23 protein-coding genes and 3 pseudogenes are annotated in these 25718 nt (G+C 58.9%); 14 read left to right on the top strand and 12 right to left on the bottom strand.

What is annotated here, in order from left to right; translation table 11 throughout:
• The coding region (gene mobQ, locus GL286_RS20870) for a MobQ family relaxase (protein WP_155097499.1) at positions 1 to 1138 on the bottom strand (1138 nt) is incomplete at its 3' end.
• 1032 nt (positions 1139 to 2170) lie between these two features.
• On the opposite strand from mobQ, the gene GL286_RS22700 reads away from it, so the two are divergent.
• From GL286_RS22700 to GL286_RS20825, 9 genes are all read left to right on the top strand, one after another.
• Entirely contained in the window at positions 2171 to 2713 is a 543-nt protein-coding gene (locus tag GL286_RS22700; RefSeq protein WP_246185052.1) for a hypothetical protein, read from the top strand.
• Positions 2710 to 4554, top strand: coding sequence for a type IV secretory system conjugative DNA transfer family protein (locus GL286_RS20860; protein ID WP_343038954.1), 1845 nt, complete (start codon positions 2710 to 2712; stop codon positions 4552 to 4554). The genes GL286_RS22700 and GL286_RS20860 overlap by 4 nt, the downstream gene beginning before the upstream one ends.
• A gap of 59 nt (positions 4555 to 4613) precedes the next feature.
• The gene (locus tag GL286_RS20855; protein WP_170295343.1) at positions 4614 to 5039 is read left to right on the top strand and encodes a hypothetical protein; all 426 of its coding nucleotides are present in this window, start codon (positions 4614 to 4616) and stop codon (positions 5037 to 5039) included.
• A 233-nt stretch (positions 5040 to 5272) separates the two neighbouring features.
• Positions 5273 to 6301 (top strand): replication initiator protein A, encoded by a 1029-nt coding sequence (locus GL286_RS20850; RefSeq protein WP_155097497.1) that lies wholly within the window; start codon positions 5273 to 5275, stop codon positions 6299 to 6301.
• A 47-nt stretch (positions 6302 to 6348) separates the two neighbouring features.
• Positions 6349 to 6975, top strand: a complete 627-nt coding sequence (locus GL286_RS20845; RefSeq protein WP_155097496.1) for a ParA family protein — start codon at positions 6349 to 6351, stop codon at positions 6973 to 6975.
• A gap of 55 nt (positions 6976 to 7030) precedes the next feature.
• Positions 7031 to 7300, top strand: coding sequence for a hypothetical protein (locus tag GL286_RS20840; RefSeq protein WP_155097495.1), 270 nt, complete (start codon positions 7031 to 7033; stop codon positions 7298 to 7300).
• Positions 7301 to 7644: 344 nt separating this feature from the next.
• Positions 7645 to 8865, top strand: a complete 1221-nt coding sequence (gene dcm / locus GL286_RS20835) for a DNA (cytosine-5-)-methyltransferase (protein ID WP_155097494.1) — start codon at positions 7645 to 7647, stop codon at positions 8863 to 8865.
• Positions 8866 to 8896: 31 nt separating this feature from the next.
• A complete protein-coding gene (locus tag GL286_RS20830) occupies positions 8897 to 9340 on the top strand; it encodes a very short patch repair endonuclease (protein WP_246185051.1) in 444 nt (147 codons plus the stop codon).
• Entirely contained in the window at positions 9279 to 10640 is a 1362-nt protein-coding gene (locus GL286_RS20825) for an MvaI/BcnI family restriction endonuclease (RefSeq protein ID WP_211596462.1), read from the top strand. The genes GL286_RS20830 and GL286_RS20825 overlap by 62 nt, the downstream gene beginning before the upstream one ends.
• Before the next feature lie 224 nt (positions 10641 to 10864).
• Here the strand turns inward: GL286_RS20825 and GL286_RS22695 are convergent, their stop codons facing one another.
• From GL286_RS22695 to GL286_RS20800, 6 genes are all read right to left on the bottom strand, one after another.
• Positions 10865 to 11254 (bottom strand): ubiquitination-like system serine protease family protein, encoded by a 390-nt coding sequence (locus tag GL286_RS22695; protein ID WP_246185050.1) that lies wholly within the window; start codon positions 11252 to 11254, stop codon positions 10865 to 10867.
• Between the two features lie 5 nt (positions 11255 to 11259).
• The gene (locus tag GL286_RS20820) at positions 11260 to 12657 is read right to left on the bottom strand and encodes a ThiF family adenylyltransferase (RefSeq protein WP_155097492.1); all 1398 of its coding nucleotides are present in this window, start codon (positions 12655 to 12657) and stop codon (positions 11260 to 11262) included.
• A gap of 1 nt (position 12658) precedes the next feature.
• The gene (locus tag GL286_RS20815) at positions 12659 to 13525 is read right to left on the bottom strand and encodes a multiubiquitin domain-containing protein (RefSeq protein ID WP_170295342.1); all 867 of its coding nucleotides are present in this window, start codon (positions 13523 to 13525) and stop codon (positions 12659 to 12661) included.
• Between the two features lie 86 nt (positions 13526 to 13611).
• Positions 13612 to 17010 (bottom strand): UvrD-helicase domain-containing protein, encoded by a 3399-nt coding sequence (locus GL286_RS20810; RefSeq protein ID WP_155097490.1) that lies wholly within the window; start codon positions 17008 to 17010, stop codon positions 13612 to 13614.
• Between the two features lie 2 nt (positions 17011 to 17012).
• Positions 17013 to 17576, bottom strand: a complete 564-nt coding sequence (locus GL286_RS20805) for a hypothetical protein (protein WP_155097489.1) — start codon at positions 17574 to 17576, stop codon at positions 17013 to 17015.
• Entirely contained in the window at positions 17569 to 18378 is an 810-nt protein-coding gene (locus GL286_RS20800; RefSeq protein ID WP_155097488.1) for an RNA polymerase sigma factor, read from the bottom strand. Before GL286_RS20800 ends, GL286_RS20805 begins: the two co-directional genes overlap by 8 nt.
• Positions 18379 to 18617: 239 nt before the next feature.
• Between GL286_RS20800 and GL286_RS20795 the strand changes: the two are divergent.
• Positions 18618 to 18854: pseudogene (locus GL286_RS20795) on the top strand (IS5/IS1182 family transposase); the annotation flags it as partial.
• 106 nt (positions 18855 to 18960) lie between these two features.
• On the opposite strand, the gene GL286_RS20790 reads toward GL286_RS20795, so the two are convergent.
• From GL286_RS20790 to GL286_RS20780, 3 genes are read right to left on the bottom strand one after another with little or no spacing between them, the layout of a single operon-like run.
• Positions 18961 to 19524 carry a recombinase family protein gene (locus GL286_RS20790; RefSeq protein ID WP_170295341.1) on the bottom strand — a complete coding sequence of 188 codons (564 nt, stop codon included), beginning with the start codon at positions 19522 to 19524 and terminating at the stop codon, positions 18961 to 18963.
• Positions 19521 to 19841: a type II toxin-antitoxin system RelE/ParE family toxin gene (locus GL286_RS20785; RefSeq protein WP_155097486.1), complete on the bottom strand. Its 321-nt coding sequence runs from the start codon at positions 19839 to 19841 to the stop codon at positions 19521 to 19523. The genes GL286_RS20790 and GL286_RS20785 overlap by 4 nt, the downstream gene beginning before the upstream one ends.
• The gene (locus GL286_RS20780; protein ID WP_155097485.1) at positions 19831 to 20073 is read right to left on the bottom strand and encodes a type II toxin-antitoxin system ParD family antitoxin; all 243 of its coding nucleotides are present in this window, start codon (positions 20071 to 20073) and stop codon (positions 19831 to 19833) included. The genes GL286_RS20785 and GL286_RS20780 overlap by 11 nt, the downstream gene beginning before the upstream one ends.
• 282 nt (positions 20074 to 20355) lie before the next feature.
• Between GL286_RS20780 and GL286_RS20775 the strand changes: the two genes are divergently transcribed.
• A complete protein-coding gene (locus GL286_RS20775) occupies positions 20356 to 20901 on the top strand; it encodes a hypothetical protein (protein ID WP_155097484.1) in 546 nt (181 codons plus the stop codon).
• Positions 20902 to 21173: 272 nt separating this feature from the next.
• Here GL286_RS20775 and GL286_RS20770 read toward each other — a convergent pair.
• A pseudogene (locus GL286_RS20770) lies at positions 21174 to 21409 on the bottom strand (IS5/IS1182 family transposase); the annotation flags it as partial.
• 211 nt (positions 21410 to 21620) lie between these two features.
• On the opposite strand from GL286_RS20770, the gene GL286_RS20765 reads away from it, so the two are divergent.
• The 3 genes from GL286_RS20765 (at position 21621) to GL286_RS20755 (ending at position 24547) form a co-directional block, all read left to right on the top strand.
• The gene (locus tag GL286_RS20765; RefSeq protein WP_155097483.1) at positions 21621 to 21902 is read left to right on the top strand and encodes a hypothetical protein; all 282 of its coding nucleotides are present in this window, start codon (positions 21621 to 21623) and stop codon (positions 21900 to 21902) included.
• A 24-nt stretch (positions 21903 to 21926) separates the two neighbouring features.
• The gene (locus GL286_RS20760; protein WP_155097482.1) at positions 21927 to 23009 is read left to right on the top strand and encodes a lanthionine synthetase LanC family protein; all 1083 of its coding nucleotides are present in this window, start codon (positions 21927 to 21929) and stop codon (positions 23007 to 23009) included.
• 359 nt (positions 23010 to 23368) lie between these two features.
• On the top strand, positions 23369 to 24547 hold the full coding sequence (locus tag GL286_RS20755) for a DUF4135 domain-containing protein (RefSeq protein ID WP_170295340.1): 1179 nt from the start codon (positions 23369 to 23371) through the stop codon (positions 24545 to 24547).
• Positions 24548 to 25106: 559 nt separating this feature from the next.
• Here GL286_RS20755 and GL286_RS22240 read toward each other — a convergent pair.
• Positions 25107 to 25718, bottom strand: a pseudogene (locus tag GL286_RS22240) (hypothetical protein); the annotation flags it as partial.

Genomic DNA, 25718 nt, shown 5'->3' with positions numbered 1-25718 from the left:
CTGTAGCCTCCTGTGCCGGCTGCGGCACGTCCCGCCCGTCGGGCTCTGGTCCCCGCCCGAGGACACCCGCCAGCTTCCCGGCGATCTCCGTTTCCGGCTCCGTGCCCCCTTCCGGCTCCTGCCCGTCCCGATCGCGCTGCAGGATGGCAGCGAGCCTTGCCTTCAGGTCCGAGGCCGGGTCCGGCCCGACCTCATGCCCCTGCCCCGTCTCCGCCCCGCGCTCCCTGGCCGCGGCGGCCCTGAGCGCCGCCAGCCCGGCCGAGACCCGGCCATTGCCGCTGTCCCGGGCCTGGTCATAGGCTTCTCTGGCCTGTTCGACCCGCTCGCGCATCTGCTGCCATGCCGCGCGCGCCTGGCGGACGGCCTGCACCGCCCGGCCCCTTTCGGTCACCGGCGCGTAGAGCACCCCGTCCCGCTCTGCCTCCCGCATCGCCCGCCGCTCCATGGCGTTCACCGCCGGCCCCAGCTTGACCTCCGGCGCCCGGCCGAGCTCCTCCGCCGCCAGCGCATCACCGCGCGCCTGCGCCGCTTCGCGCTGCACCTCGAGCGAGCGATGATCGACGCGGACCTGCTCTCCGGCCCGCTCCAGCGCCCGGTTCTGCATCCCGGCCCAGAGCGCGCGCATCGCCTCGATCTCGCTGCCGCCGGTCTTCGCCGCATCCAGCACCCGGGTCTTGTCGCCGAAGCCCCCGGCGCCGATCGCCCTTGTGGTGGTCAGCACATGGGCATGGTGATTGCGCTGGTCCCCTTCACGATGCGGCGCGTGCAGCGCCACATCGACGGCAATGCCGTAGCGCTTGACCAGCGCCGCGCCAAACTCGCGCACCAGCACCGCGCGGTCTTCGGTATCCAGCTCTGCCGGCAGCGCCAGCTCCCATTCCCGGGCGGTGACCGAGTTCTTCCGCGTCTCGCGCGCCTCGGCCGCGTTCCACAAGGCGGCACGGTCCTGCACCCAGTCCGGCGCGCCTTCGGGGGCGAGGATGAAGCAGGCCTCGACGCCCTGCTTGGCCGAATAATCATGCACCCGGCCCTCGCGGTCGCAGGCGATGACGGAACCACTGCGATAGGCCGCAGCGGCGGTGGCCGATCGCCCGGCGCTGCGTTTGATGGTCTTTACCGAGAGGTGGTAGCTGGCCATGCCGCCTCCGTCGGAAAAGACCGGCGGCTCGGCCACCCGGCGCGCCCGGCCGCCATACCCTCCAGAACCGGGGAGCGGGAGGGAACCTGAACCCGGCCTGGAGAGCATCCGGCAGGAGCATAGATCGCCGGGGGCCCGCGGGGTGTGCGACGCGAGAGAGCCAGAATGCCCCGTCCTGCCAGGGGACAGGTTAGGCAGCAGCGTTCTCGCGTGCAAGTTGCATGCGCCGGGAATACCCCGCCGCGCATCGCAGCCGCCGGAAGCGCGTGTCTGTCCTCCCGAGGGGGTTCCCTGCCAGGTCGCCGCCCGGGAGGACAGCCGCCACATGCCGACATGGGCGATCGCGGCCCGCGCGCTGCATCAGCGCCGATAAGCCGCGATCCGGGACAGGCTGACAGGCTGGGGAAAAGGGTGCAAGCCGGTGGTGGCCTCCGTTCGTCCGGTGGCATGCCCCGAGCCCGACCGGGAGGCGGGCAGCCCGCCCCGCCCCGGCCGCGCGCCCCGGAATGCGGGCCGCCCGGGCGGAAAGACGGCCGGGCCGGGAGGATCGCGATGATCCGCGAAGACCGGGCCTGCCGGATCCTTCCCTTGCCGCGCGCTGTCCCATGATTGGCAGCCCGGGAAGCGGCAGATCTGCCGCCGCGCAGCACCGGCCCCACCGAGGCCCGGGCACGATGCGGCACCCGTTCCGCCCCGGCGCCAGGCAGTCTGCTCCAGCGCCAGCGAGGAGCAACGATCCTGGCGCCGGGTTGCGGAACGGCGGGCGATCCAACCGCCAAGGTTGGTCGTGGAGGGTGTGGGAGGGCGGAAAGCGCCTCCCATATCGATGTGCTCTCGCGCATCGAGGGGGTTCGCCATCGGCCGGGGTCTTGCCCCGGGGAGATCGCACGCAAACTGCAGTCGAACCGCAGGTGAGCGGAAGTTTGCATAAGTGCGCCCTTGTCCTTTACAGGCCCACGGGTAACGCGCTAGCGGTTGTGCTTTCAAGATCATTTTCAATCATTGGTGTTTCTGAACAGCGAAGGAGATTTCATGACCGGGACCGAGCTCGAACGCGCCGAGAAACGCTATGCCCAGGCCAAGGCCCGTCTGCAGGCGCTGAAGAACCGTGAAGCAGCCAAGGAAAGAAAGCTCGACACCAGACGCAAGGTCATCCTTGGCGGCGCACTGATCGACCTCGCTACCCGTGACAGCAATGCCGCCGCCATGCTCGACCGGCTGATCCGCAACCTGCCCCGCGAACAGGACCGCGTCACCTTCGCCGGCTGGAACGTCAGGACTGCTGCCGTGGCGTCTGGGGGTGAGGCGGGAGCTGTTGTTGGAACTGGAGTTGAGGCCGGAACTGCCGCTGCGGGAAATGGCTCCGCGGCGCAGGCCGGTGCGACCAGCGGTGGTTCGGAATTCGGCGCGGCGGTCGATGCCGGACGGGCCGCGTCGGGAACAACGGAAACGGTGGTGCCGCGCTCGCCCTTTGATGTCGGCGATGTGAGCGACGAGGACCGCAGGCTGCGGGAAGACCTGCGCAGGCAGGCCGAGGAAATGAACAGCCGGAGAGGTCCGGGAGCGCGCCTGTGATCGGCCGCGCCTTCCGGGCGCTGCTGATGCTGGGGATCTTCTCGGTGGCGCTGCCGCTCTGGATTGTGCTTCTGGGTTTGGCGCTGCTCTGCGGCACCGGCGCGGGCATGCTGGCCTATGTGCTGCTGCGCTTCATGGTGCTGGGCGTCGATACCGGTCAGGACGTCGAAACCACGCTCGGGCAACTCGGCATGTTGCTCTGCCTGCTGCCGGCCTGGGCGGTGGCGCTGTATTTCTGGGCGCAATATTGCGGGCTCACGCCGCTCTTCACCCGGCTTGTCCATGGCAGCCATGGCTCGGCCCGCTTCAGCTCGAAGGCCGAGCGTGCCGCGCTCCAGCGCGGCGACGGGCTGCTGATCGGTCGCGATGCCGAAACGGGGCGGCTGTTGCGCTATGACGGCCCGGCGCATCTGATCACCCTCGCACCCACCCGGGCCGGCAAGGGGGTCGGGACCATCATCCCGAACCTGCTGACCGCCAACCGCCCGGTGCTGGTCATCGACCCCAAGGGCGAGAATGCCAGGATCACCGCCGCGGCCCGGACCAAATTCGGTGCCGTTCATGTCCTCGACCCCTTCGGCGTCACCGGCCTGCCCGGTGACGCCTATAACCCGCTCGACCGGCTGACGGCAGAGAGCCCCGATCTCGGCGAGGATGCCGCGGCGCTGGCCGAGGCGCTGGTCATGGATCCGCCGGGACAGGTCTCTGAGGCACATTGGAACGAGGAGGCGAAAGCCCTGCTCGGCGGGCTGATCATGTTCGTGGCCTGTCACGAGACCCCGGAGCGCCGCAGCCTTGCGGCGGTGCGGGACTACCTGACCCTGCCGCCGGAGCGCTTCCGCGAGCTGCTGGAGCTGATGCAGCAGAGCGATGCGGCGCATGGGCTGATCGCCCGCGCCGCCAACCGCTTTCTGGGAAAAGCCGACCGCGAGGCGGCCTCAGTGCTATCGAATGCGCAGCGCCATACCCATTTCCTCGACAGCCCGCGCATTGTGGCCGCGATGAGCCGCTCCGACCTGCGCTTCGCCGATCTGCGCCATGGCGTCATCTCGGTCTTCCTGGTGCTGCCACCGAACCGGCTTGATGCCTATAGCCGCTGGCTGCGCCTGCTGGTCTCCGAGGCGCTGCAGGACATCGCCCGCGATGCCGAGCGCCCGGAAGGGGCGGAGAAGCCGCAGGAGGCCCTAGGGAGCCTCTCAGGGACCTCAGGGCCCGTGGCGGTCCCGGAAGGGCCGGAAGCGCCCACAGAGCGCCTGAGAGGCCGCTCAGAGGCTCTGAGAGCCCCAGAGGCCGGCACGGAGCCCTCAGAAGCCCTCAGCGCCGCTCTACGGGCCTCTGATCGGCCCTGGCGCCCGCAGCCCCATCTCGCCCCGGCGCTCTTCCTGCTCGACGAGTTCGCGGCTTTGGGGCGTCTGGAGGCGGTGGAACGCGCCATGGGGCTGATGGCCGGCTACGGCATCCAGCTCTGGCCGATCCTGCAGGACATGAGCCAGCTCAGGGATCTCTACGGCACCAGGGCCAATACCTTCATCGCCAATGCCGGGGTGCAGCAGGTGTTTGGCGTCAATGATTTCGAAACCGCGAAATGGCTGAGCCAGAGCATCGGCCAGGAAACCCGCGCTTTTCAGAGCACCAGCCACAAGCCCGGCGAACCGGACAGCACCACCACCAGTGTCACCGGCCGCGACCTGCTGACCCCGGACGAGATCATGCAGATGCCCCCTGAGGCGCAACTCCTGCGCATCCAGGGCCAACCCGTCACCGTGGCCCGCAAGCTGCGCTACTACGCCGATCCCGAGTTCAGGGGGCGGTTTGAACCTCAGACCAAGACAAAACCCTGACGACAGGAGGACCCAACATGCCGCCACCCTTGCCCCCTGCCCCGCAGCACGACGCCGAAATGCGCGAAACCATCGATCTGCTCGCCGAGGTCGTGGCCGCGATGTCGCAGCGCCTCGGACAACAGGACGAAAAGCTGGAGCATCTGCGCCAGATCATGGCTGAAACCCGCAAAGCCACCCTCTCAACAAGGGATCAGACCGATCCGAAGCTCTTTGGCCGCTTCATCGGCAATGAGGTCAACCTTGCCCTCGATCCAGTGCTCGACCACTTCGCCGATGCCACCGTGTCTCTGCGCAAGAATCTCGATGAGACCACGACCCGGCTGCAGCAGCTCGAAACTGCTGAGCAGAATGCCCTGGAGCGGCTTCGTAATGAACTGGCCAAAGCCGAAAGCTGGCGCCGGCAGCGCCGCTGGGTCTGGACCGCAGCGCTGGTCGCAGGCGCGGTTCTGGGAAGTGGTGTAGGCCTTCTGACCGGGGCCTGAGCCACTTATCCACAGGCCTAGGGTGTTAAATAGGTGTTAGAATTTGTGTTACGGCTCTGCGGACGATCTTTTTTTTAATATATAACAGCATTTTACCTAATTGGCCTGTGTGTAGAGTGACGTTATGGCGTGGGTAAAGTGGTGATTCGGTGTGTGTGAAGTGACGTTTTTTCTTGTTGCGTGTGTGAAGTGACGTTGTATGTTTGCTCGTGTGTGAAGTGACGTAGGTGCGAATGGCTGAATATCCCCTCTTGCCCGACCGACACCCGCAAGGGGATTTTTTTGTGTGCGACATCTTCGACGCCGCGCCGAAGGGCGATATAGGCTCAATGGAGCACCCAATTTTTTCGCTCTCGACTAAACCTGATACTCGGCCGCGGATCTATGAGCACAACGGGATCAAGGTTGAGGTCAAGCCGTCGGTAGATGGTCTGGCAACGGTGCATGATCGTGATGTTTTGATCTTCTGTATCAGCCAGATCATCAGGGGTATGAATGACGGGCGGGAGCCGCAGCAGATTGTCAAATTTCAGGCCTCAGACCTGCTGCGAGCCACCAACCGGATGATTTCCGGCCGCGGCTATGACCTTCTCAAAGCGGCTATGGAACGGTTGGCCGGTACGCGTATTTCAACGAATATCGCGACCGGCGGCGAGGAAGTGTTCGAAACCTTTGGTTTGATCGAGCGAGCGCGCATCGTGCGGGAGACTCGCGAAGGGAGAATGCAGGAAGTTGAAATCAAGCTGTCGGATTGGGTTTTCAATGCCATCAAGGCGCAGGAAGTCCTGACACTCAGTCGCGATTACTTCCGCCTGCGCAAGCCGCTCGAACGGCGGATTTATGAACTGGCGAGGAAGCATTGCGGAAGGCAGCGTGAGTGGCGGATCAGCCTTGAAACCCTGCAGAAAAAGTGCGGGTCGGGATCCTCGCAACGTGAGTTTCGACGTCTTGTATCGGCAATCGCCGAGGAAGATGTGAAGCACAGCCATATGCCAGACTACGAGATCAGATTTGACGCCGACAGTGATATCCTGCAGGTCAGAAGCCGGGGCACTATTACCCCGGAGATAACCGATGCCGGGTCCTGTATCCCTGCCTTAGACCCCGAGATCTACGACATGGCCCGTGAGGCCGCGCCCGGTTGGGATGTGCGCTATATCGAAAGCGAATGGAGAGCGTGGGCGACCGAAACCCCGCGCAACCCTGAAATGGCTTTCTTGGGCTTCTGCCGGAAATGGTATGAGCAGCGGGGCAGGCCGTAACCCACAATTGCACATGTTTAAATGTGCACAAATGCAAAAGGGCAGGAATGCAAGTTATCGCAATCGCAATGCAAAAAGGGGGTGTCGGCAAGTCTACCCTCGCCCGCTCGCTGGCCGTGGCCGCAGCTCGTGACGGGCTGTCGGTCCTGATCCTCGATATGGACGCTCAGCAAAGTGTCAGTCAGTGGGCCGAACGCCGAGACGCCGATATGCCAGTCGTAGTGTTCTCAACCGAGAACGAACTTCCCAAGCGCCTCGACCAAGCGAAGGGCGTGGCCGATTTGGTGATCATAGACACTCCCCCTGCCCGCTCAACCGAAGCACCTGCGGCGGTCGAGGCAGCCGACTTAGTATTGCTCCCCACGACACCCGATGTTGAGCCGTTAGAACAGATGCCGCGCACGCTGCGCCTCTGCCGAGGCTTTTCCCGCCCAGTTTACGCCGTCGTTAATATGGCAAACCCAACCGGTCCTGCCGAGGTAATCCAAACGCGCGAGGTGATCGAGGCCATGGGGGCGCGGGCCGCGCCGGTCGTGCTGCATCGCCGCAAGGCACATCGAGACGCCAGCGCCTCTGGCTTGACGGTTCAGGAGAGCGAGCCCGGCAGCAAGGCAGCAGAGGAAGTCGCCGACCTGTGGGCATGGGTTCGTTCAGAACTGCAAAATAGCAAATGAGCATATGTTCAGAAGTGCCATTGTGCACATATGCAAACGATTAAAGGGTTCAGAGATGAAAAAAGCAAATGCGCTGCTTGCGGCGATGGGGAAAGTGACGGATGCGGAGCTGGTCGAGGCTACGAGCCTGCCGGTCAAAGAAAAGCCCATCAATAAGCGGGGCGGGCAGAAACATTTGGGAGCCTATTTCGACAAGGGCGATCCAATCCTTGAGCGCGTGGCTATTCTGAGAGCTCGACTGGACATGACTAATTCGGAGCTGATTGAACATGCGCTTAATGAGCTCTGGAGGCGGCATGAGGCCGGAAGAGCCTTCGGCGAATGAAAGTAGAGCTCATTATTGCAGATGTGCATATGTGCACACTTTCAATCACTCCGGATGCACAAGCGACAAACTTGAGATACGGCCTACTGCCAATGTGCAATTCGTTGCCGCGGGAGACCAAGCTCAGTGCTGGCCACGAGTTGGTGCAGGGAGCCTGCAGTGCGAGATAGTAAGGTCAAAGGTCTTCAGGCGGAGACAGTTTTTGGCTGGCGGGGTGGGTGAGGGCATGCCATGTGCTCCGTAACGTTCCTCTGAATTGTTTTCATAATGTTCTTGCATACAGGGAATCTGAGCGTCACAGTGTCAGAAATCTTCCCAGATAACTGGGTGGGCAGTGAGGACAGATGACCGAATTTGAAATGCTGATTCAGCAGACTGGCTGGAGTGTGCCTGAGGCAGCAAAGGTGCTCGATTACTCCGAGGGTCACATCTACCGCTGGAAACGCGGTGAGGAGGTGCCTCGGGACGGGGTTATCAAATTCCTGAGGATGCACATTGAGGCGCGCAAAGGCGTACAGTCGGCGGGCGACTTCACCTTCATCGACCTCTTTGCCGGCATTGGCGGTTTGCGCAAGGCGATGGCCAACGCGGGCGGACGGTGCGTGTTCACCTCGGAATGGGACACCTTCGCCCAGAAGACCTATCATGCCAACTTCCCTGACAACCGGCCGATCGCGGGGGATATCCGCGAAGTCGACGCCGCCGATATTCCGGAGCATGACGTTCTGGTCGCGGGCTTCCCCTGTCAGCCTTTCTCCATCGCCGGCGTGTCCAAGAAGAACGCTCTGGGGCGGCTGCACGGATTTCAGGACGAAACCCAGGGCACGCTGTTCTTCGACGTGCTGCGCATCCTGATGCACCACCGGCCGGCGGCGTTCTTGTTGGAAAACGTCAAGAACCTCAAAAGCCATGACAAGGGCCGCACGTTTGACGTGATCCGGCGCAAGCTGACAGAAGAGCTGGGCTACACGCTGCACACCCGGATCATTGATGCCGCGAATTTCGTTCCCCAGCATCGCGAACGGATCGTCATGGTAGGTTTCCGGGAAAACACCGGGTTCTCATTTGATGATCTGGTGCTGCCGGGCAGGGCAGGGCGCGGCATGCGTGATGTCCTGCACCCGGAGGATGGGTCTGAAGTTCCGGAAAGTCATTTCACCATCGGCCGCGATGCACGGGTCAGCGACAAGTACACGCTCAGCGACAAGCTCTGGCAGTATCTGCAGGGATATGCGGAAAAGCACAAAGCGGCGGGCAACGGTTTTGGCTTCGGGCTGGTGGATGGCGACAGCATCTCGCGGACCCTTTCAGCCCGTTACTACAAGGACGGATCGGAGATCCTTGTCAGCAGGGGGGCGGGCAACAATCCGCGCCGTCTGACGCCGCGCGAATGCGCCCGCCTGATGGGCTATGATGACAGCTTCCGCATCCCGGTATCGGATACTCAGGCCTATAAGCAGTTCGGCAACTCGGTCGCTGTGCCGGTCTTTGCCGAAGTTGCCCGTCTGATGCGGCCGCATATTCTGGCGCTGACAGAAGGGCCGGGTCTGCGCAAAGTTGGCTGATGTCCATGACCCTGCCACTCGGAGCCGTAATATGGCGGCAATCCGGGGCCGGGATACCACGCCTGAGCTGATCATCCGCAAGGGTCTGCATGCGCGCGGGTTCCGGTTCCGGCTTCAGGGTCGTGATCTTCCGGGCAGGCCCGATCTGATCTTCCCCAGATATCGCGCACTGCTCTGGGTGCATGGTTGTTTCTGGCATGGCCACGGCTGTCCGATGTTCCACTGGCCGAAAAGCCGCGACGCGTTCTGGCGAGCCAAGATCGGACGCAACCGGGAACGGGACACGGAAACCTGGGCAGCGGCCAGAGCGGCTGGCTGGCGCTGTGGCACCGTCTGGGAATGTGCGCTGAAGGGCAGGGGGCGGTTGCCGCTCGGTCAGGTCATTGACTCGCTGGCTGCCTGGCTGTCCTCTGATGCAGAAGAATTCTGCATTGAAGGTCAATGGATTGATAACGCCGCTTTCCCGCCTGCTTGACCAGATGGCCGCGTATGGGGCGGCCCGGTTTTATGCCAAGCGGCTGGCCCCGAATGACAACTCCAAGAACCAGGTTTATCTGGGCGGTGGTTTCGGGGCGCTGAACATCATTCCGCATGGTCCGGTCGAAGGTGACGACAGCAGCCGGGCAGGCAGCGTACGGGACAGAGCCAAGGCGATGGTGCGCTTCTTCTGGCTCGATGATGAAGGGGTGACGCCCGCGCCCGACGCGCAGCTGATCCTCTATCCGAAATATCCTGAAGTCCGGATGTCCGGCTTTCTGCGCGGGGCGGAGCGCGCGCCGAATGTCTTGATGAAGTCGCGTGACGAAGGCCGCGTACTGTTTCTCGGCATCTGCCCGGATGGCCGCGTTCTGGGCCATGCCGTGGCCAGTGACGATCCTGTTTCCCGCGCCTTTGATGCTGCTGCACCCGGCATCGATACAATCGGTGTCTTCCTCGATCTGGAGAAGCTGCGGCACGGTGGGACAGATCCCAAAGAAACGCTGCTCGCGGCACTCAGGCGCGTTCATCGCAAGGGCTGGATCGCATCGCAGAAGATGGGCAGGGCAGGGGTGCCGGAACCCTACAGCGCCCGCAACGGCGGCGGCTATACGCTGGAGGCTGAACTGGGCATTTCCCCGAACGGCTATGCCGAGCCCGATTTCATGGGCTGGGAGGTCAAACAATACGGGGTGAGCGATTTCATCAGCTACCGCGCGAAAAGCCCGGTCACCCTGATGACGCCGGAACCGACCGGTGGTCTGTACAGGGACGAAGGCGTTGCCGCGTTCCTTCGGCGCTATGGCTATGCCGACAAGTCGGGTAAGGCCGACCGTATCAATTTTGGTGGCATCTATGCCGCCAGTCGCGATTTTCATCCGGAAACCGGCCTCAGGCTGCGGCTTGCTGGGTTCGACGCCGCCACGGGCAAGATCACCGATCTCGATGGCGGGATTGTCCTGCTCGACCGGGATGACAACATAGCGGCGTCATGGGGTTTCCGGGGCATCATAGCCCACTGGAACCGCAAACATGCCAAGGCAGTCTATGTGCCGTCCCTCATGCAGTTTCCGCCGCCGGAATACAGCTACGGGGCGATGGTGCAGCTCTGCGAAGGCACAGACGTACTCCTGCTGCTGGCGGCGGTTTCAGCGGGCAGCGTGTACTATGACCCCGGCATCAAGATCGAGGATGCCGGTACAGCAAGGCCCGTGATCAAACGCCGGAGCCAGTTTCGCGTCGGGCATGAGGCACTGAAGGTGTTGTACAAAGGTTCGGAGGTCGTATCTGTCGAATAAAGATTGAGTGCTGATGGTAGATCGCCGACGTGATGCCCTCGCATCCCCACAGGAAACTGTCCGCCGAAACGCCAAGACGTCATGTCTGGACGCCCCTGATGCTCAAGCGTTGAAATTGACGTTCCTTTGTCGAAAGCAGTCATGTCTACGGCCTTTTTGCGCGGCGGCTGCCGCTGGCCCAGATGAAGTTCGCAGATCGGATCCCAATCAAAATTACGCGCTGGCTATCCGCGTCTTGACCCCGTGGGGTGTCCCAATCCCCGGTTCGACCGGTTTCCCCTTTCACACCAGCGTATACGACCACTCGTGATCCAGAAATGACAGCCGCACTCGTTAAGCTGGTGCACGGATGGCTTTACCGTCGGGCGTTGCCAAAAGTCGAAAGTCACCTTCCAGCGTGGACGCTGCGTTGGGTTTAGAGACAGAGCGATCATCTTTCCGCAGCCACCGGGGCAGCCGAAGCAAGCCCACTTTTCAATCTCACCATCTTTTACCAGCAGTAGATCATCAACCTCGGCTTCGTCTGCTGTGGGGTGAACGGTAACGGATCTGGCCAGCAGGTCGAACTTCAAAAATCCGAACGACTTTAAGATGTGTGCCAATGTCCGTTTCATCGGCATCAGCCTACTATGTCCAGAAATGGCTCGACATCACCAGCACCGCCGGCTTCATCGGATTGGCACACGGGGCAATGCTCCCGGGATTTCACACTGAGGAAGCGATCGTCACGAGCGTGCCACCGGCGCACACGGCTAGGGATCATACCTTCTGAGCCATGAAAACCCGTCACTGCTGCAATCATCTCGTCCACTGCAACTGCCGCCATCTCTGTCGTGAAGGTAACAACCGCTGGTGCAGGATCCTCGGCGCCCACCACATAGGCTTCCGCCTTGCGGCGTTGAAACTCGTCAGGCTGGTTGCGCTCCAATTCCTCTTCGTGGGCACGGGCGGGATTGATGACGCCGCTGCAGACCAAACATGGACGTCCGGGCGTCAGCGTGGTCACCCGACCGTTCAAATCATGCCCTTGCCTTTCCGAGACGGCAATCATGCGCAGGCCTACATCGATCACTGGAATGCCGTAGAAAAATGCCAGGCGGTTGATCAGGATGCGGCCTGAATTGTCATCGGTGCAGCCGAAGATGAAATCGGACGATTTAAGCGCATCGCGGACAGCAGCGGCGTTGATCCACTTCTGGGCTACCTCGACATGGCAGCCAAGACCCATGGCATCGATCTCGCGTTTGATGATCTCGACCTTGGGCCTGCCAATATCTTGGCGGCGGGAACCGTGCACGCGGTTGAGGTTGGTCTCATCGATGACATCATTATCGACAAGGAAAATATGGCCGACGCCAAGACGAGCCAGCAACATGGCCACTGGACTGCCCGTGCCACCGCAGCCAACGATGCAGACGCGCAGAGATGCCATCTCGTCATTGAAGTTCAGGCCGAAGAGGCGGCCCTGACGATCAAGATAATGGCGGTTTGAGCCTACTGTCGGAGCACGGCCATGACGCATGTAACGGCCGCCCACGATTTGCATCGTATCGGCAAGTATGAATTTGTTTGGTTCAGTCCAGATCCGACCACAGATTGATCCGTCGCCGCCGAGCACGATGCTGACCAACCCACGCAACCCCTTTTGATGGACCGTGCGAGCGAGCTCACGCTCGTTGGCATCGTCTTGTTCGGAGAAAAAAGCATGATCGCTAGGATGGGTGTGGACAATAGCTGGGATCTTGCCAGCAATGGCTGCATCCCCGAGCAATCGCATAAAACTGCGCGTGCTCCATTTCACGTGCACGGGTGAAGCACTGATTTGGTCAGTTGCCGGGATTTCGATGACCTTATGCGAGACCAAGCGCAGACGTGGGATGCCTGACCAAGGGTCAAAGGTAATGTCGGAGGCGCCAAACAACATATAAGCCGCTGCCTCGTTGGAGGCAGTATCGGGAAGCAACGGTTTCAGAAGAGCGAAATGCTGCTCCAGAACGGTGATATCCATCGCAAGCATGTCAGCAAGCCTTCTCGAAAGCGAGGTTGGCACGCGCGACCATGGTCCGCACGCCGTCTATACCCGGACGCCAGTCAGCGTGACGGGACCATCGCTGCCAGTTGGCGCCTGCAAAAAATTGGGCGACGTCGGCGCAGCTTGCATAGGCGCCGGTCGCCTTCAGCCTGATCCAAGGCAACGTGTAGAACATGTCCACGCTAGCGTCGGGATAGCCTACCGGCAGCTGGATCATGAGATCGACTTTATCATGGTCAAACTTTCCGGGAGGAAGAGGGAAATTCTTTAGGATGAGCCCATTGATTCCTGCCTCATCGAGAATTTCGTAAACATATTGATGCGCTTCTAGAAAGCGCTGATCGGCGGAGGGCAGGGTCCCAAGGCCCTCCGTGGTTTCGCTGACGACGGTGATGAAGCGCTCGATGCCCTTGCCATCAAGATCCACCAGATCCGCATCGGTGATCAAGCGATCATGACCGCCACGAACCTCAAGGTAGATGCTGTAGCAGGCGTCGACGCCGGCGAGGGCGCGCAGCGTTTTGCCGCTGATGAGGTTCTTCCCCCAGCTCATCTGGCGGTTTTCGATCGTGAAGTTGAACGAGCGGTCCGCTTGGAAATAGGCGAAAGCCTCGATTCCCTTAGCCCGCAGGTCAAACGTCTCGCCAAGGCGTATATCCTCGAACTCCCCATTAGGAAGGATAGCAAAGAGGATGTAGTTCTCGACGTCGCGAATACCCGCAGCTGTCAGGAGCTGGGCACCGTCTGGGACCGGGTCGGCGACGGTAGCCGTACGGAAAATGATGCCATCGGCGGTGAAGCGGACGGGGTAGGGGGTGTTGGCGGCATGAGCCGCATGGTCAATGGAAGTCATAAGATTTGTCTCCTTGGGCCACCTGCGTGCTTGCCGGGGCTTCTGGAGTGTTAATCGCGGCCTGAATGACGAACCGGTAAGTAAGTTCAGATTTTTTTTACCAGCGGCCCTTCCGGCACTGGACCGCAGATAAAGAATGCCGGGCATCGATGGCACGTTCGGCTGTTGGGGTTTGCCGGGAACTTTCCCAGTTTCACAGCAGCCAAGGTGCTTTCAATCTTTCGACGCCGGTCAGCCAGCTTGTCAAAGTTCAGCACGATAGGGGCGTCATCCCCTAAGTTGACGAGTTCGACAACCGCCGTGGGGTACGATTCGCGCACAGCGATAAAGAATGAGTTAGCGGCTAGGTCGTCTCGTGACGCCTTTGTGCCGTGTCCAGTTCGTATCCTGCGCGCCACCACTCTGCCATCAGGGGCTCTAAGCAGGTCATCCACCCCAACATCGATCACCATGTCCCCAGCAGGCAACGTAATTGGGTCGGTTTGGATCGGTGTGTGTCCGATACGGATCGCGATCAGCCTATTGGCAAGCTCTGCCGAGATCCTGAAATAATCCTCAGCATACCCGCTCTCTTCCAAGCCTGCGGCGGCAATTGCATTTTGCAACTTGGTATTGACCTCCGATGGTTGGACGTCTGCAGGAGCGGTCGATACTATCCAGTCAACGACATCCTGAAGCGCGTTGTGCATTTTCATGTAATTGGACTCTACCCTTCGCCCCCCGGTTTGAAGGACATGAGAATAGAGGAAGCGCCGTGGGCAGGATCCGTATGTGACAAGCTGAGTGTCCTTGAAGGACGCTGCGCCTTCGAAGGTAATGTTCAGCACCTTTTCGACGGGTTCAGGAAGCCGAAGAAGGGTCGTGACATTGAGTTGGTTCGTCGGTGGAACAATCCTGCCTGCAAATTCAGATACGGGCCACTTATGACCGTTGGCTTTTTTGGTTGGCGAGTAGAGAAACAGCCGGTCTCGGGCGCGCGATAGGGCCACATAGAACAGACATTCCTGTTCGTCGACATGACCTGCTTTTCTAAGGTCGGAAGCCTTGCCGGCAGTATCTTGAACCAAGCCATCCGGAGCTTCGATGCCTTGGAAGTGGTTTGGGGAGCGGGGGATGCTGTTTCCGCTGATGCCAGGAAAATGGACAGCCTTAAACTCCAAGCCTTTGGAGCCGTGCACCGTCATGAGTCTCACAGCGTCCAAGTCTTGAGCAGCGGCCGGCAACTGTCTCAGATCTCGTTCGTCGCTGAGGCGGACAAGTCGACGAATCCGGTCCAGAAGCCTTTTGATCGGAAGGCCTTTTCCACTGGGTTGAGTTCGACAGAAATTCAGCAATTGCCAGATGGCGATGCCCTTCGCCCTTGCTGCGATTGATGAGGTCCCAGCGAGGTTGGCAGCAATGCGAGTGCGGTCCAACAGCAGCGTGACAAGCACCTCCCAAGGTTGGGACATGCTGTCAAAACCTTCCAGGACGGATGCCAATCGTGAGAGCGCTGGCTTGCCGCTGTCTGACAGCGCTGGCAAATCAGCACCGCGGGATGACCATATCGGCGCTGGAGTACCAGGTTTGGCTGCCTCGCTCATGACATAGACTGTATCGGCTAGGCTCATGATAAAACCTTCCATAGTGGCCACACGGACCATGCCCATCGGTCGCCGGTCGACGAGCAAAGAAAGGAAGGAAAGGAGATCTTTGACTTCTTCGCGCTCGAAGATACTGCCGAGATATAGAACTGGTATGTCCATCATCTCGAGGTCGGCACCAACTATGGCGAGGCGATCGTTTCCGGTGCAGAGAACTGCCTGATCACGAAATGCGATGCCTTCATCCCGCAGTGCGTGAATTGCTTCTGCTATCGCCTCCGACTGATTCGAAGCAAATTCAGCAAGTCTGTGTTCCGGCGCATGACCCGAAGGTCCACGATGAGCGTCTAGCGTACTGTCGCGGCCACGGGCGACGTTCATCTTGAGGGCAAAGCTCGAAAACGTGTCAACGATCTCTTTGCTGGAGCGGTAGTTTACTTTCAGCCGTCCGACGACGGCGCCGGGAAAATCGCCTGTGGCAAACCTAGTCATGTTTACCGAGGACGCACCGCGAAAGCGATATATTGACTGTTTCAGATCACCCACCGCCCACAAATTCCTTCCGGCGGGCTTCAGTCTCTTGAGTAGAGAGACGCTGCTGCGGTTCACGTCCTGGTATTCATCGACCAGAACATGTTCGTACATGGCTGCCATTTCTGCACGGACATCTTCGTGCTCATCGAACAGCTTGATCGGCAGCGTGAGCAGATCGCCGAAGTCCAAGCGCTTCTGCTGGTCCTTCAGTTCTTCGTATCGTCGGTATACCGCTGCGACTTCAAGTTGACGCTCTGCTTCTACAAGTTCTTCCGTGCTGCGAGCTGAGACTTTCATGTCGGTGGCCAACCTGAGGAAATCGTCCACGCCGATGAGCTCGTCCTTCGCGCGGGAGATCGCGGCAAGAATTCGATCTAGGTTCTCTGTGGGATCAATGATGTTGCGGAAATGGGCCAGACTGAGGCGCGGAGCTTCGAGCTCCAGCAGCTCTATGGCATCAGCCTTGTCGAGCATCCCGGGATCTTCAGGCAAGCCAAGCCGGTCATGCCGTCGCCTGATGATGTCCAAGCCGAACGCATGGAAGGTGCCGATCCACATTGCGGCCGCAGCATCAGCGTTACGCTGTGCGACACGATCAAAAAGCTCTCCTGCTGCTTTGTTAGAGTAAGTGAGGACCAAGATTGAGCGAGGGTCAACGCCCTTCCAAAGAAGCCACGCGATACGCCCTACCAGCGTCTGCGTCTTTCCTGTTCCAGGTCCTGCCTCCAGAAGATAGGGAAATCCATCGTGTTCTGCGGCAGCTCTCTGTTCGTTATTTAGGGGGCGCTCGATGACAGGCTTCGAGGGGGCTGAACTGGGTTCAGGAAGGAGAAGCGCGTCAAGCATTTGCTGCGCCACCACTGATGGCGGCGCGCCGAGCCGCTCCGCAACAGTGGTAGCGGTCATTCCGTCAACCAAGTGAAGACGACGGACTGTTGATCGGGGTAACAGGAACTCACGTGCAAACAGGTCCATTTGGACCTCTCTACGCTGCCGCCTACTGTAATCCTCTACACGCTCAGCGCCAACGGGAGGCATTTCCGCGGATCGCGACGGGTCTATTACATGGACTTCATCTCGTCGAGTGCTGTCGCCGAGTTCGACATGTCCTAGTTCGTGGGCAACCAGGAAGGCGTTTTCAAAAGGATTTCCGGTATCCTCATGCATGATGAGAAGCAGCGAAGGGTCGTAGAGCGCACGGGCTCCGTTAAGAACAACGCTTCCTTTTGCTACGCATTCAATCTCAATTCCTCTCCGCTCAGCCTCGAAAAGGCACAGTGCATAGGGATCCCACGGATCTACACCACCCAGCAGAGCCGCAGTGTTAAGTTCAAGTGCCTGCCGCCGCGCAAACTCGATGGCGTCCATTGTCACTTGCTTTGCAGAATGGTGTTGATCTCGTCCGGCGTGTGACCGCACTCCCTCAGCAGTTGCTCCAAGGGGATCTTCGAAGATGTCTCCGGCCTTTCATCCGCCTTGAAGCTTGCACCGAGTGGTAAGCGCGGCGATCCGGCTAGGTAATCCAAAACCGCGTCCATTGGGCTTTCTAGGGCGTTGGAAAGGCGCACTAAAAATCCTATCGGCAAAGATTCTGACTGTACCTTTCTGTCTCGTAGGCCAGCAATCGCCGAACTCTTGATACCCAGAGCTTTAGCAACCCCCATGTTAAATTGCTCGGTCATAAGAGTGGGTTTGGTCGTGGCCGGATTCGAGAATAAGGCCCAAGCGGCGTCAACGGCCGCACTGCTGGTTGTTACCTGCTCGTCTTCGGCGCCGATGTCCGCCAGCTCCAGTTCAAGAGCAAGATCCAGTAGTTCGTCGGTCAGCTCAGGATGGCTTCTCAGGTAGCTGTCGAGGGTTGCTTTGTCATGCAATGGCTCTATGGCAAAAGCGGCCAGAGTGTTTTCTGCGTTGTTTTTGCTTGCTTCAGACATCTATCTCTTCCTCCAAGAGAACAACCCTGAGCTTGGCAAAGGCCCTGTCCCGTCGATTTCTGACAGTCTTTTCGACGCAGCTGAGAGTTGTGCAGATATCAGGTTTATTGGGGTCATTCGATTCAATCGGGTATTCCTTGAGCAGGAGCACAACTACCTGGCGCTCCTTAATGGGTAATTTCATGATCGCACTTGCAAGTCGCGACCGGTAATTTCCGTCGTCAAATCTTGAGCGATCAAGTGGATCGAAAGCCCCTGCAGCCCTTTCGACCTCGACCGAAACCGCTTCGTCGTCGTTGGTTGATAGCGGCTGAAGCCTGTCAGCCTTGGCAATTACTGACCGTTTCGCGGTAGACCTGAGGCTGGCCACCGCGTGGGCAAAGTTGACCTCATAGTAGTCCAGGCCACTGTCGTAGCCGCTGCGATCATCCATGAGGCGTTTCAGAAAGCGATCCATGACATAGTCGCGGACATCGATGGCATACCTTGAAAATCCGCGACTGCCGTCCGGTAGATAGTGCTGACCGCCTCTGAGTGTGGCAGCGTACTCAACCCTCGCGATCAGTGCTCTAAACAGAGTCTCGAACAACCGATCTGGGTTCTCACGCTTGGAGCGCCTGACGAAATGCAAGAGACATTCGCTTGGGATAAAATCCGGATCAGATTTTAATGTGACTTGTGCCCGTCTGATGAGCTCGCCTCGGGGCAGCACCTCTAGATCGAGCAAAAGCGCTGTTACTTCTGGGCGTCTTTCGTAAAGGCGGCCATCATCAGGCCGACGCTTCATCAGTGGTTTGATCACAACTAAAATCTCTAGCTACATCAATTTCTGGCATAATATTTTACTTAAGTTTGATATTAAGCCAAGTACGTCGTCGCGTATTGGGACTGCAGAACGAGCTTTCAGATTACAACGGCGACCTCGCCATGGCTGTCCAGCTTTCAACTGTGGCGCTACCAAAGTGAAGGAGAAAGTAGGTCAATGCGGCGCAGCGTACGAGCGACAGCTTTCCTGAGATGTGGCGCAAACTTCACTGCAATGCCCATGCCTGGCAATTCAAGCGCATGCGCAAGGCCTTGCGGCAACTCAAGGGCTATGCCGGCAGGATCCGCCGGGACCTGCGCCGTCATCTGCAAGACATCCCCGAGGGAGCCCTGCGCGACAAGGTGCTCGAAGCGCTCTGGCTGGTCGGTCGCCTGCTGGAACAGACCCCGAAGAGCAAGGACAAGATCTATTCCCTGCACGAGCCCGAGGTCGATTGCATCTCCAAGGGCAAGGTGTGTTTCGGCGAGCGCTTCGCCGCTTGAGTGTCTGAAACCCCGTGGAACGGGCCAGATACACAAAATTCAGGACACTCCCCTGCGGGTCCACACTGACCACATCTCAGTGCTCTGATGGGGCCACCACCGGCACACGCCGGATGGTCTTGGCACTGACCTTGAAAAGGGTCGCGATCTCCGAAAGCGGCCGCATCTCCTCGTCCCGCATACGCCTGACCTCGGCCTTCTGAGATGCCGATAGAGCCGGAGGACGACCGCCCACCCGCCCTCGGCGGCGGGCGGCCTCCAAGCCCTCGCGGGTGCGCTCAACGATCCTCTCGCGCTCAAACTGAGCAATGGAGGCAAAGACATGGAAGATGAGCCGGCCTGCGGGCGTGGTCGTATCGATGTCCTCCGCGAGAGACCGGAAGCCGGCCCCTTTCCCTTGGACCTGCTCCACCAAATCGAGCAAGTCCTTCAGGCTGCGAGCCAGTCGGTCGTACTTGGTGACGACCACCACGTCGCCCTCCCGCAGCTGGTCCAGCATCCGGTCAAGCTGGGGCCTCTGACGCGCAGACCCAGTGATGACGTCGGCGAAGACCTTCTCGGCGCCAACTGCCCTGAGGGCGTCCTGTTGGCTGTCGAGCTTCTGGTCGGCTGTCGAGACACGAGCATAACCTAGGATCACTCCAGCACCTCCAAGAGCCTTCGCCAGTTCTGACATCCCCCGAGGATACGCAGAACATCGAGATTGCCGCCCTCCTCCATGCGGTAGATGATCAAGTGCGAACCAGAGGGATGGATGCGGACAAGCGGCCTGAACTCCATGCGCTCACGGGCAATCCCCGGCATGTCGCAGAGCAGGTTGAGCACCGCCATGAGACCGTCAACGTATCTGTCCGCCTGAGCAGCCGACCACTCGGACTCCCCGTAGAGCCAGATCTCTTCCAAATCAGCTTCTGCCTGAGACGTGAGCCTCAGGATACAAAGGCGCTCACCGGTCATGCCGGCTGCGCATCCGAGCCTTGAACGATGCCACATCGAAATGCCTGGCAGGACCGCTCTCGACCCCGGCTGTGATGGCTGCCTGCAACTGCTCCACAGCTTGGGTCCGCTCCTGGTCGCGCCGGATCAGGTGGCGGACATAGTCACTGGCATTGCTGAAGCGGCCGCCCTGAGCCTGTTCCTCAACCCAAGTCTTCATAGGATCTGGGATAGAGACGTTCATCGTCGCCATAGGACTGCTCCAGTCTAGTGGTTCGCGCTCGCGACAGAATGACAATCTTTGCCATCCCCGTCCAGACCTCGGCCTAAACCTGGACAGAACCAGAGGGGTTTGGGGAGGGTATTTTGTCTCGCATAACTGGCTGGATTGTCTAGGCCGCCGCTCTCAGGACAAAAACGGCCGTTTTTGTCTATGTTCTGTCTAGTATCTGATTGTGTTTCATTTATGCAGGTTAAAGGCTCCTCATGTCTTCAGCATGATGTAAAGCGCCTGTAGAGAAATCTGGAACGACACATGGGAACAATAAATATTGACGAAGGCTTAGCCGCATTGATTGCTGCCGCCGCAGCATCGATATCAGCCTACATGAACATCCGCTCAACGAAGACTGCGGCACGTCTCGCAGCCAAGCAAAGTGTCGTAAGCGAGGATTTACAAGAACTTAGTACCGCACTATACGAAGTTGTGGCACTGAGCGTGGAAGCGATGAATTCTAGAAGCCCAGACCGCTTTCAGGCAAAGATTGACCAAGCCACTAAGGTTTCGACACGACTCGATGAACTCCGGCGCAGGCATAGGTATTCCATCCCTTTTGTCTTCGAGGCGATCTGGTATCTGAAAGGGATGCCAATCTATGTCTCGCACCACCGGAACTCGCTCAGCGACCCACGCGTGAAAGCGATGAAGGAGCAAGCAACATCACTCCGCTTAGAAATCGACGAGAGTTTGGAGCGCTATTTCTTTCACGGTCGAGCTCCGGGAGTGCTCGGTCGTTGGAAATTGAAGCGCCTAGGACGACGACTAGAGACCACATTTCAAGACGGCCGTCCGACCGAGTAGTCCTCATCTAGCGCAAGCTGTGGAAAGAGGGTTGGTCAAAGAGCGAGCGTACGGACTTTGATGATGTAACCGCTCCACGACGGCATCCGGGCCAAGGTGGGTCTGCAACGACCCACAAAGGGAGCGGTCATGTCTGAGATTATCACAGTCGGGCTCGGTCTGGCGACGAACATGTTCTAGGTACATCGAGCCGACGGCGCAGCGCGGGCCGTTCTACGCGGCGCTACTGCGCAAATCAGCTGAGGACCACGATTTCCCTTTCCCCGACGCCCTTATGCCAGCGGCACCGTGACCGGGAGGCCGAGTGCCGTGAAACAGTTCATGACCGCCGCGCGGATCTGGGTCCTCGGCGACCTTGGCGGTTGAAGTCGCCTGACATCAGGCGCTGGCCGAGCAACTTCACGCAGTTCATCTTGATTTCCACCCTGCTACGGCGGTGGTACCCGCTCCAGTTCCGCCACAGCGTCCTGCCAACGAGTTTCAACGCCCGCAGGATCTCATTGCGCGCCCCGGGGCATCAGCGCTGTCCGACAAAGAATATCAACTACAAATTGAGAATCATATGTCGAATACAATTCTCGCCGTCATAGCTAAAAACTTATAAAAAGTCAACAAATATAACACATCGAATATACATAAAATTTATTGCGTTCTTTCCTTATCAAACTACTCTACTCCAGTCATCTCTTTCTCAACATCCCTCATTTGGAGATAATCCGATGCAGAACAACGGAGTTAGCCTTGACGCTTTTCTTTCTCGTGTGTCTTCAAAAATAAGTTTAGAAGAATCGGAAAGATCTCCCCGAGAAACCGCGCAAGCTGTTCTCGATCGATTCTTCTCTTCTGAAACCACCGCAAAGTGCAGTCCGTGCGGTGAAGCTGCAACAAATCTATCCACTTGCACCAAAATAGATACCAAAACAAATCCATCAATCAGTATCGACATGGTGAGTCAGTTTATTACAGAAGACATAGAAGCCTTAATTCAAGAAACCATCTAATGAGATGACCGTCAGCGCTTCTTAATGGCCGGTGATGAAATTAACGAGGAATCTCTCGAGTTTTCGAAGGCATGCGCCGAATCGGTGCTCTCCAAATTAGAGGCTCGGTCAGATAAATTTTATCTTCCCGCGAACATCTATGGTGGCGATCTAGGCGCAGCCTTATCTCTAGTCAGAAGTACCGCGCTCTTCCCAGAGTTTGCGGGTCAAAGCCGGCTTCTACTGACGGCTATTTTAGCTGCACCGAAGGATACGGCGGCACGAGGCGTGATTGATGGCGTCGGAGCACAAGCGTATGCGATCGCGTTCGCGTCCGCAATCCTGAACGAGGTTCCAGCCGCAGAGAAAATTTCTGATGCCCTTCGTCACCAGATATCGGCACGACAGGCGCCTCGGACCTCTGCCGATCTAGATCTTCTTCATGGCCTTTTGGGTCTCTGCCTCGCTGGCTTTCGCTTGGCGGACGCTATGGCAAGAACTCCAGATTCCTCATTGATTGGATGCGCAGAATCACTCGTAGAATTCGTTGTTCTCATGGACGATCGCTCGCTCTTGGCAGCAATGGGATGTGGCGCATCACACGGGCTCAGTGGGGTGGCTTTGGCGTTCTTCACATTTGATCGAGTGGGTATTCATCCCGCGGCGGCTGAACAGGCTCTGCGCTGTTTGAACCTTGAGCGTCATTTCTGGCTTCAACTCGAGCCTACTTTCGATCCAAAGAGCGACGCTGAACGGTCTTGGTGTAGGGGCACGGCGGGTCTCACCGCGGCGCAAATTGCAGCCACCAGAACCAATATCGGTATATCTAATATTTTCAGCCATCCACTTGAACCATTGTCACCACCCCAGTCTCCTGAGCTTTTAAGTCTTTGTTGCGGCTTGCTTGGTCACTGCGAGTTAATGAGCCGGGCAGCTAATTTTATTGGCGACACCTCGCTAAACGCGCGCAGCAAGAGGGAATTTGAATTGGCAACAAAAGTATTTATGTCCGGAAAATTTTGCGAAATTAGCACCATTGGCTTGTTCAGGGGATTGTCGGGTTTTCTTTGGACAGCTACCACGATACATCAGGGAGGAGCATGTCCAAGCATCTTATTGCTTGAATGAAAAACTCTCCAAAATTCGATTTGCACGCCCCCACGAATTCTGGAGTGGTACCGTACGCTACGGAATGGCATATAGTAGTCAAACAGATGATTTCAGCGGTTTCACATCCGGAAACCCCTGAAGATACTCCCCTAGCCCCTTTGCGTCGCCCCGCATTGCGGATCATACACGACACACTTGGAGAATACGACACGTTTGCAGATAAAGAGCAAATTTCGAAGTCGGTTACTGCGGCAGTTCTCAGTAGATGGATCGACCTAATTGCGTTTGCGGGCGGTCGTCTCGATACTGGGGGATCGTCTCGACCAGCTCGACAATGGCTTTATATACTAACAAACAATCATGGACTCGCTCGGGCCATGTCTATTCGGCTTCTACTGGCAGCCCGTGCGGCCCGGGATGTAATTTTTCATCGCGTTGCTCTTGCTCATCACCTAGAGGACACTTTTGGAATATCCGCTAGGGATACTATCCGCGATATCACGATCGGCCTTGGCGATGCCCATTATGGCGGAAAGACGGTGACCCGTGTTCATTTTAAATCCGGGAAAACCATCATCTATAAACCCCGCCCTGGAAGCTCAGCTATTTGGTTTAAGCGCGTCCACGACGCGGTGGTCGCTTTGCTTCCAGATCGGCTAAGTTTGAAATTTCCAAGCATGGTAGATGGTGGCAACCATGTCTGGGAAGACGATATATCGGTGGAAGGATGCGGGAGTCGCAACGAGGTGCAATTGTTTTACGAACGTGCAGGGTTACTGCTGGCGCTCTGTCGTCTCTGTCGCTCCACGGACCTGCATGGTGAGAATATAGTGGCAAGCGGCGGCTATCCGGTACCAATCGACACTGAGGCATTCGCATCGCCTGCGGGATATGGCGCGGCGCGGCATGATCCCAACGCCAACTTGTGGTTTGCGGCGACCGCCGTTAGCGATCTGGATATTCTCCCACACGACGTACGGACTTGTGATGGCTTATTGAGGCGTGAAAGCAGTTTCGCGTCACGCAGCGTTTCTTCATCCGAAACTGTATGCGGACCAATTTTTGATGGACGCCAGATTCCTGTTGAGGATTTCGCGGATACGTTAGTGAAAGGATTCCGTCTTGCCTCCCATGCTATCTGGGCAAGACAGATCCGGGACGGTTGGGCCGACATTTTTTCGGATTTGCGGTATTGCCAACCTCGTATCCTGCTCCGACCGACGCAATTATATGCGTCTTTAGGGCGCGAAGTACTTGGGACGTTTGTAGAATGTAGTCACACCCAGATCGAGATGGAGCTTGTTACCCGGCTCTTGGCTAGTTCGAATTCGCAGGAGAGTGCCGCCATAGCGCGTGCGGAGGCTCGCTCGATGCTCCTCGGGGACGTACCGACCTTCACGCTTCGAACTGGGACATTGGATCGACTAATCCTGAAACCTATAACTGACACTTTACAAGGTCCTTCTGCAACTTTGTGTGACCCACGTGATTTCTCCCCCCCGGAAACCCAGCGGGAAGTATCCCTGATCCAAAAATCTATAGGGGGGCGTGGGTGAGACCCGTACGTCTCTCGCAAATATCTTCGATATCCTCCCTTACTGATCGAATACTTCCAGCAGCTTAATCGGCATGCGGTTTTCTACCTTTCCTAATCCTTGTCGCAGTTCTTCGCCGGCTTGCCGATGTCCCGTTCTCCTCGACGATCCGGACCTTGTCCTCGTCGGACCAGTGCCGACGACGGCCAGTCTCATCGGCGGCGAAGATCTCGATTGGTGAAACAACTGAAGCGCATGCCATAAGGCAATGCCTTACAACCATTTGCTCAATCAGAGCAGACGGCCCTCACCGCAGGCTTACGGATATCGAGCGCGAGTGCTCGTACATTGTGACCGGCATTTTATCACCTTGATCATCGCGCGGGAATATCCAGTTCCATAATAACGCCTGCCGCAAGGCGCGAAGTCCTCGCTCATCTCCCAGAGCGAGCGGCGGGCGTGCGCCGTGATCGGCGCAGACGGGGTCGATCCTCAGCTACCAAAAGATACATCTGCGGACGACTGTCAGAGAATCCTGACGGCCCCGCTGTTCCGACAGCAGCCCCCACAACTCTCCCTCTCACAGTTCCCACCCGTCATCCTGCCCACGGCTGATCCGGTGCCCGGCCGACCGCCCGACTTCCTGTCCGTCGCGATCAATTTCACCATAGCTTCGCCCGAGCACCGCGATGCCCCGCGCCAGCTGCCGCCGCATGCCGGCATCGGGGAAGTCCGCAGCCAGCGCCTGTTCATCGCCGGCCCCGACCTGGGCGAAGATCCCGGCGCCATAGGCCTGCTTCAGGTCGCGGAGGAAGGCCCGGGCCTGCTCTGCGTTCCTGAATCCGATTCGTTCGCCGCGGGCGACCCCATCGGCGATCTGCGCCAGCGCGCGCAGCAGTTGCGGGTTCCGGGGCCGTAGCGCTGTAGCCTCCTGTGCCGGCTGCGGCACGTCCCGCCCGTCGGGCTCTGGTCCCCGCCCGAGGACACCCGCCAGCTTCCCGGCGATCTCCGTTTCCGGCTCCGTGCCCCCTTCCGGCTCCTGCCCGTCCCGATCGCGCTGCAGGATGGCAGCGAGCCTTGCCTTCAGGTCCGAGGCCGGGTCCGGCCCGACCTCATGCCCCTGCCCCGTCTCCGCCCCGCGCTCCCTGGCCGCGGCGGCCCTGAGCGCCGCCAGCCCGGCCGAGACCCGGCC

Source organism: Paracoccus aestuariivivens (assembly GCF_009711225.1).
Lineage (GTDB): Bacteria > Pseudomonadota > Alphaproteobacteria > Rhodobacterales > Rhodobacteraceae > Paracoccus > Paracoccus aestuariivivens.
This window is presented reverse-complemented; position numbering and strand designations above follow the sequence as displayed.

Coding starts and splice junctions, on each gene's coding strand:
- GL286_RS20830 (WP_246185051.1), top strand. CDS start 8,897: ATGGCGGCAATCCGGGGCCGGGATACCACGCCTGAGCTGATCATCCGC.
- GL286_RS20805 (WP_155097489.1), bottom strand. CDS start 17,576: ATGTCTGAAGCAAGCAAAAACAACGCAGAAAACACTCTGGCCGCTTTT.
- GL286_RS20760 (WP_155097482.1), top strand. CDS start 21,927: ATGGCCGGTGATGAAATTAACGAGGAATCTCTCGAGTTTTCGAAGGCA.
- GL286_RS20840 (WP_155097495.1), top strand. CDS start 7,031: ATGAAAAAAGCAAATGCGCTGCTTGCGGCGATGGGGAAAGTGACGGAT.
- GL286_RS22695 (WP_246185050.1), bottom strand. CDS start 11,254: ATGAAACGGACATTGGCACACATCTTAAAGTCGTTCGGATTTTTGAAG.
- GL286_RS22700 (WP_246185052.1), top strand. CDS start 2,171: ATGACCGGGACCGAGCTCGAACGCGCCGAGAAACGCTATGCCCAGGCC.
- GL286_RS20820 (WP_155097492.1), bottom strand. CDS start 12,657: ATGCTTGCGATGGATATCACCGTTCTGGAGCAGCATTTCGCTCTTCTG.
- GL286_RS20810 (WP_155097490.1), bottom strand. CDS start 17,010: ATGGACGCCATCGAGTTTGCGCGGCGGCAGGCACTTGAACTTAACACT.
- GL286_RS20765 (WP_155097483.1), top strand. CDS start 21,621: ATGCAGAACAACGGAGTTAGCCTTGACGCTTTTCTTTCTCGTGTGTCT.
- GL286_RS20845 (WP_155097496.1), top strand. CDS start 6,349: ATGCAAGTTATCGCAATCGCAATGCAAAAAGGGGGTGTCGGCAAGTCT.
- GL286_RS20825 (WP_211596462.1), top strand. CDS start 9,279: ATGCAGAAGAATTCTGCATTGAAGGTCAATGGATTGATAACGCCGCTT.
- GL286_RS20775 (WP_155097484.1), top strand. CDS start 20,356: ATGGGAACAATAAATATTGACGAAGGCTTAGCCGCATTGATTGCTGCC.
- GL286_RS20785 (WP_155097486.1), bottom strand. CDS start 19,841: ATGACCGGTGAGCGCCTTTGTATCCTGAGGCTCACGTCTCAGGCAGAA.
- GL286_RS20855 (WP_170295343.1), top strand. CDS start 4,614: ATGCGCGAAACCATCGATCTGCTCGCCGAGGTCGTGGCCGCGATGTCG.
- GL286_RS20780 (WP_155097485.1), bottom strand. CDS start 20,073: ATGGCGACGATGAACGTCTCTATCCCAGATCCTATGAAGACTTGGGTT.
- dcm (WP_155097494.1), top strand. CDS start 7,645: ATGACCGAATTTGAAATGCTGATTCAGCAGACTGGCTGGAGTGTGCCT.
- GL286_RS20815 (WP_170295342.1), bottom strand. CDS start 13,525: ATGACTTCCATTGACCATGCGGCTCATGCCGCCAACACCCCCTACCCC.
- GL286_RS20755 (WP_170295340.1), top strand. CDS start 23,369: ATGTCTATTCGGCTTCTACTGGCAGCCCGTGCGGCCCGGGATGTAATT.
- GL286_RS20850 (WP_155097497.1), top strand. CDS start 5,273: ATGGCTGAATATCCCCTCTTGCCCGACCGACACCCGCAAGGGGATTTT.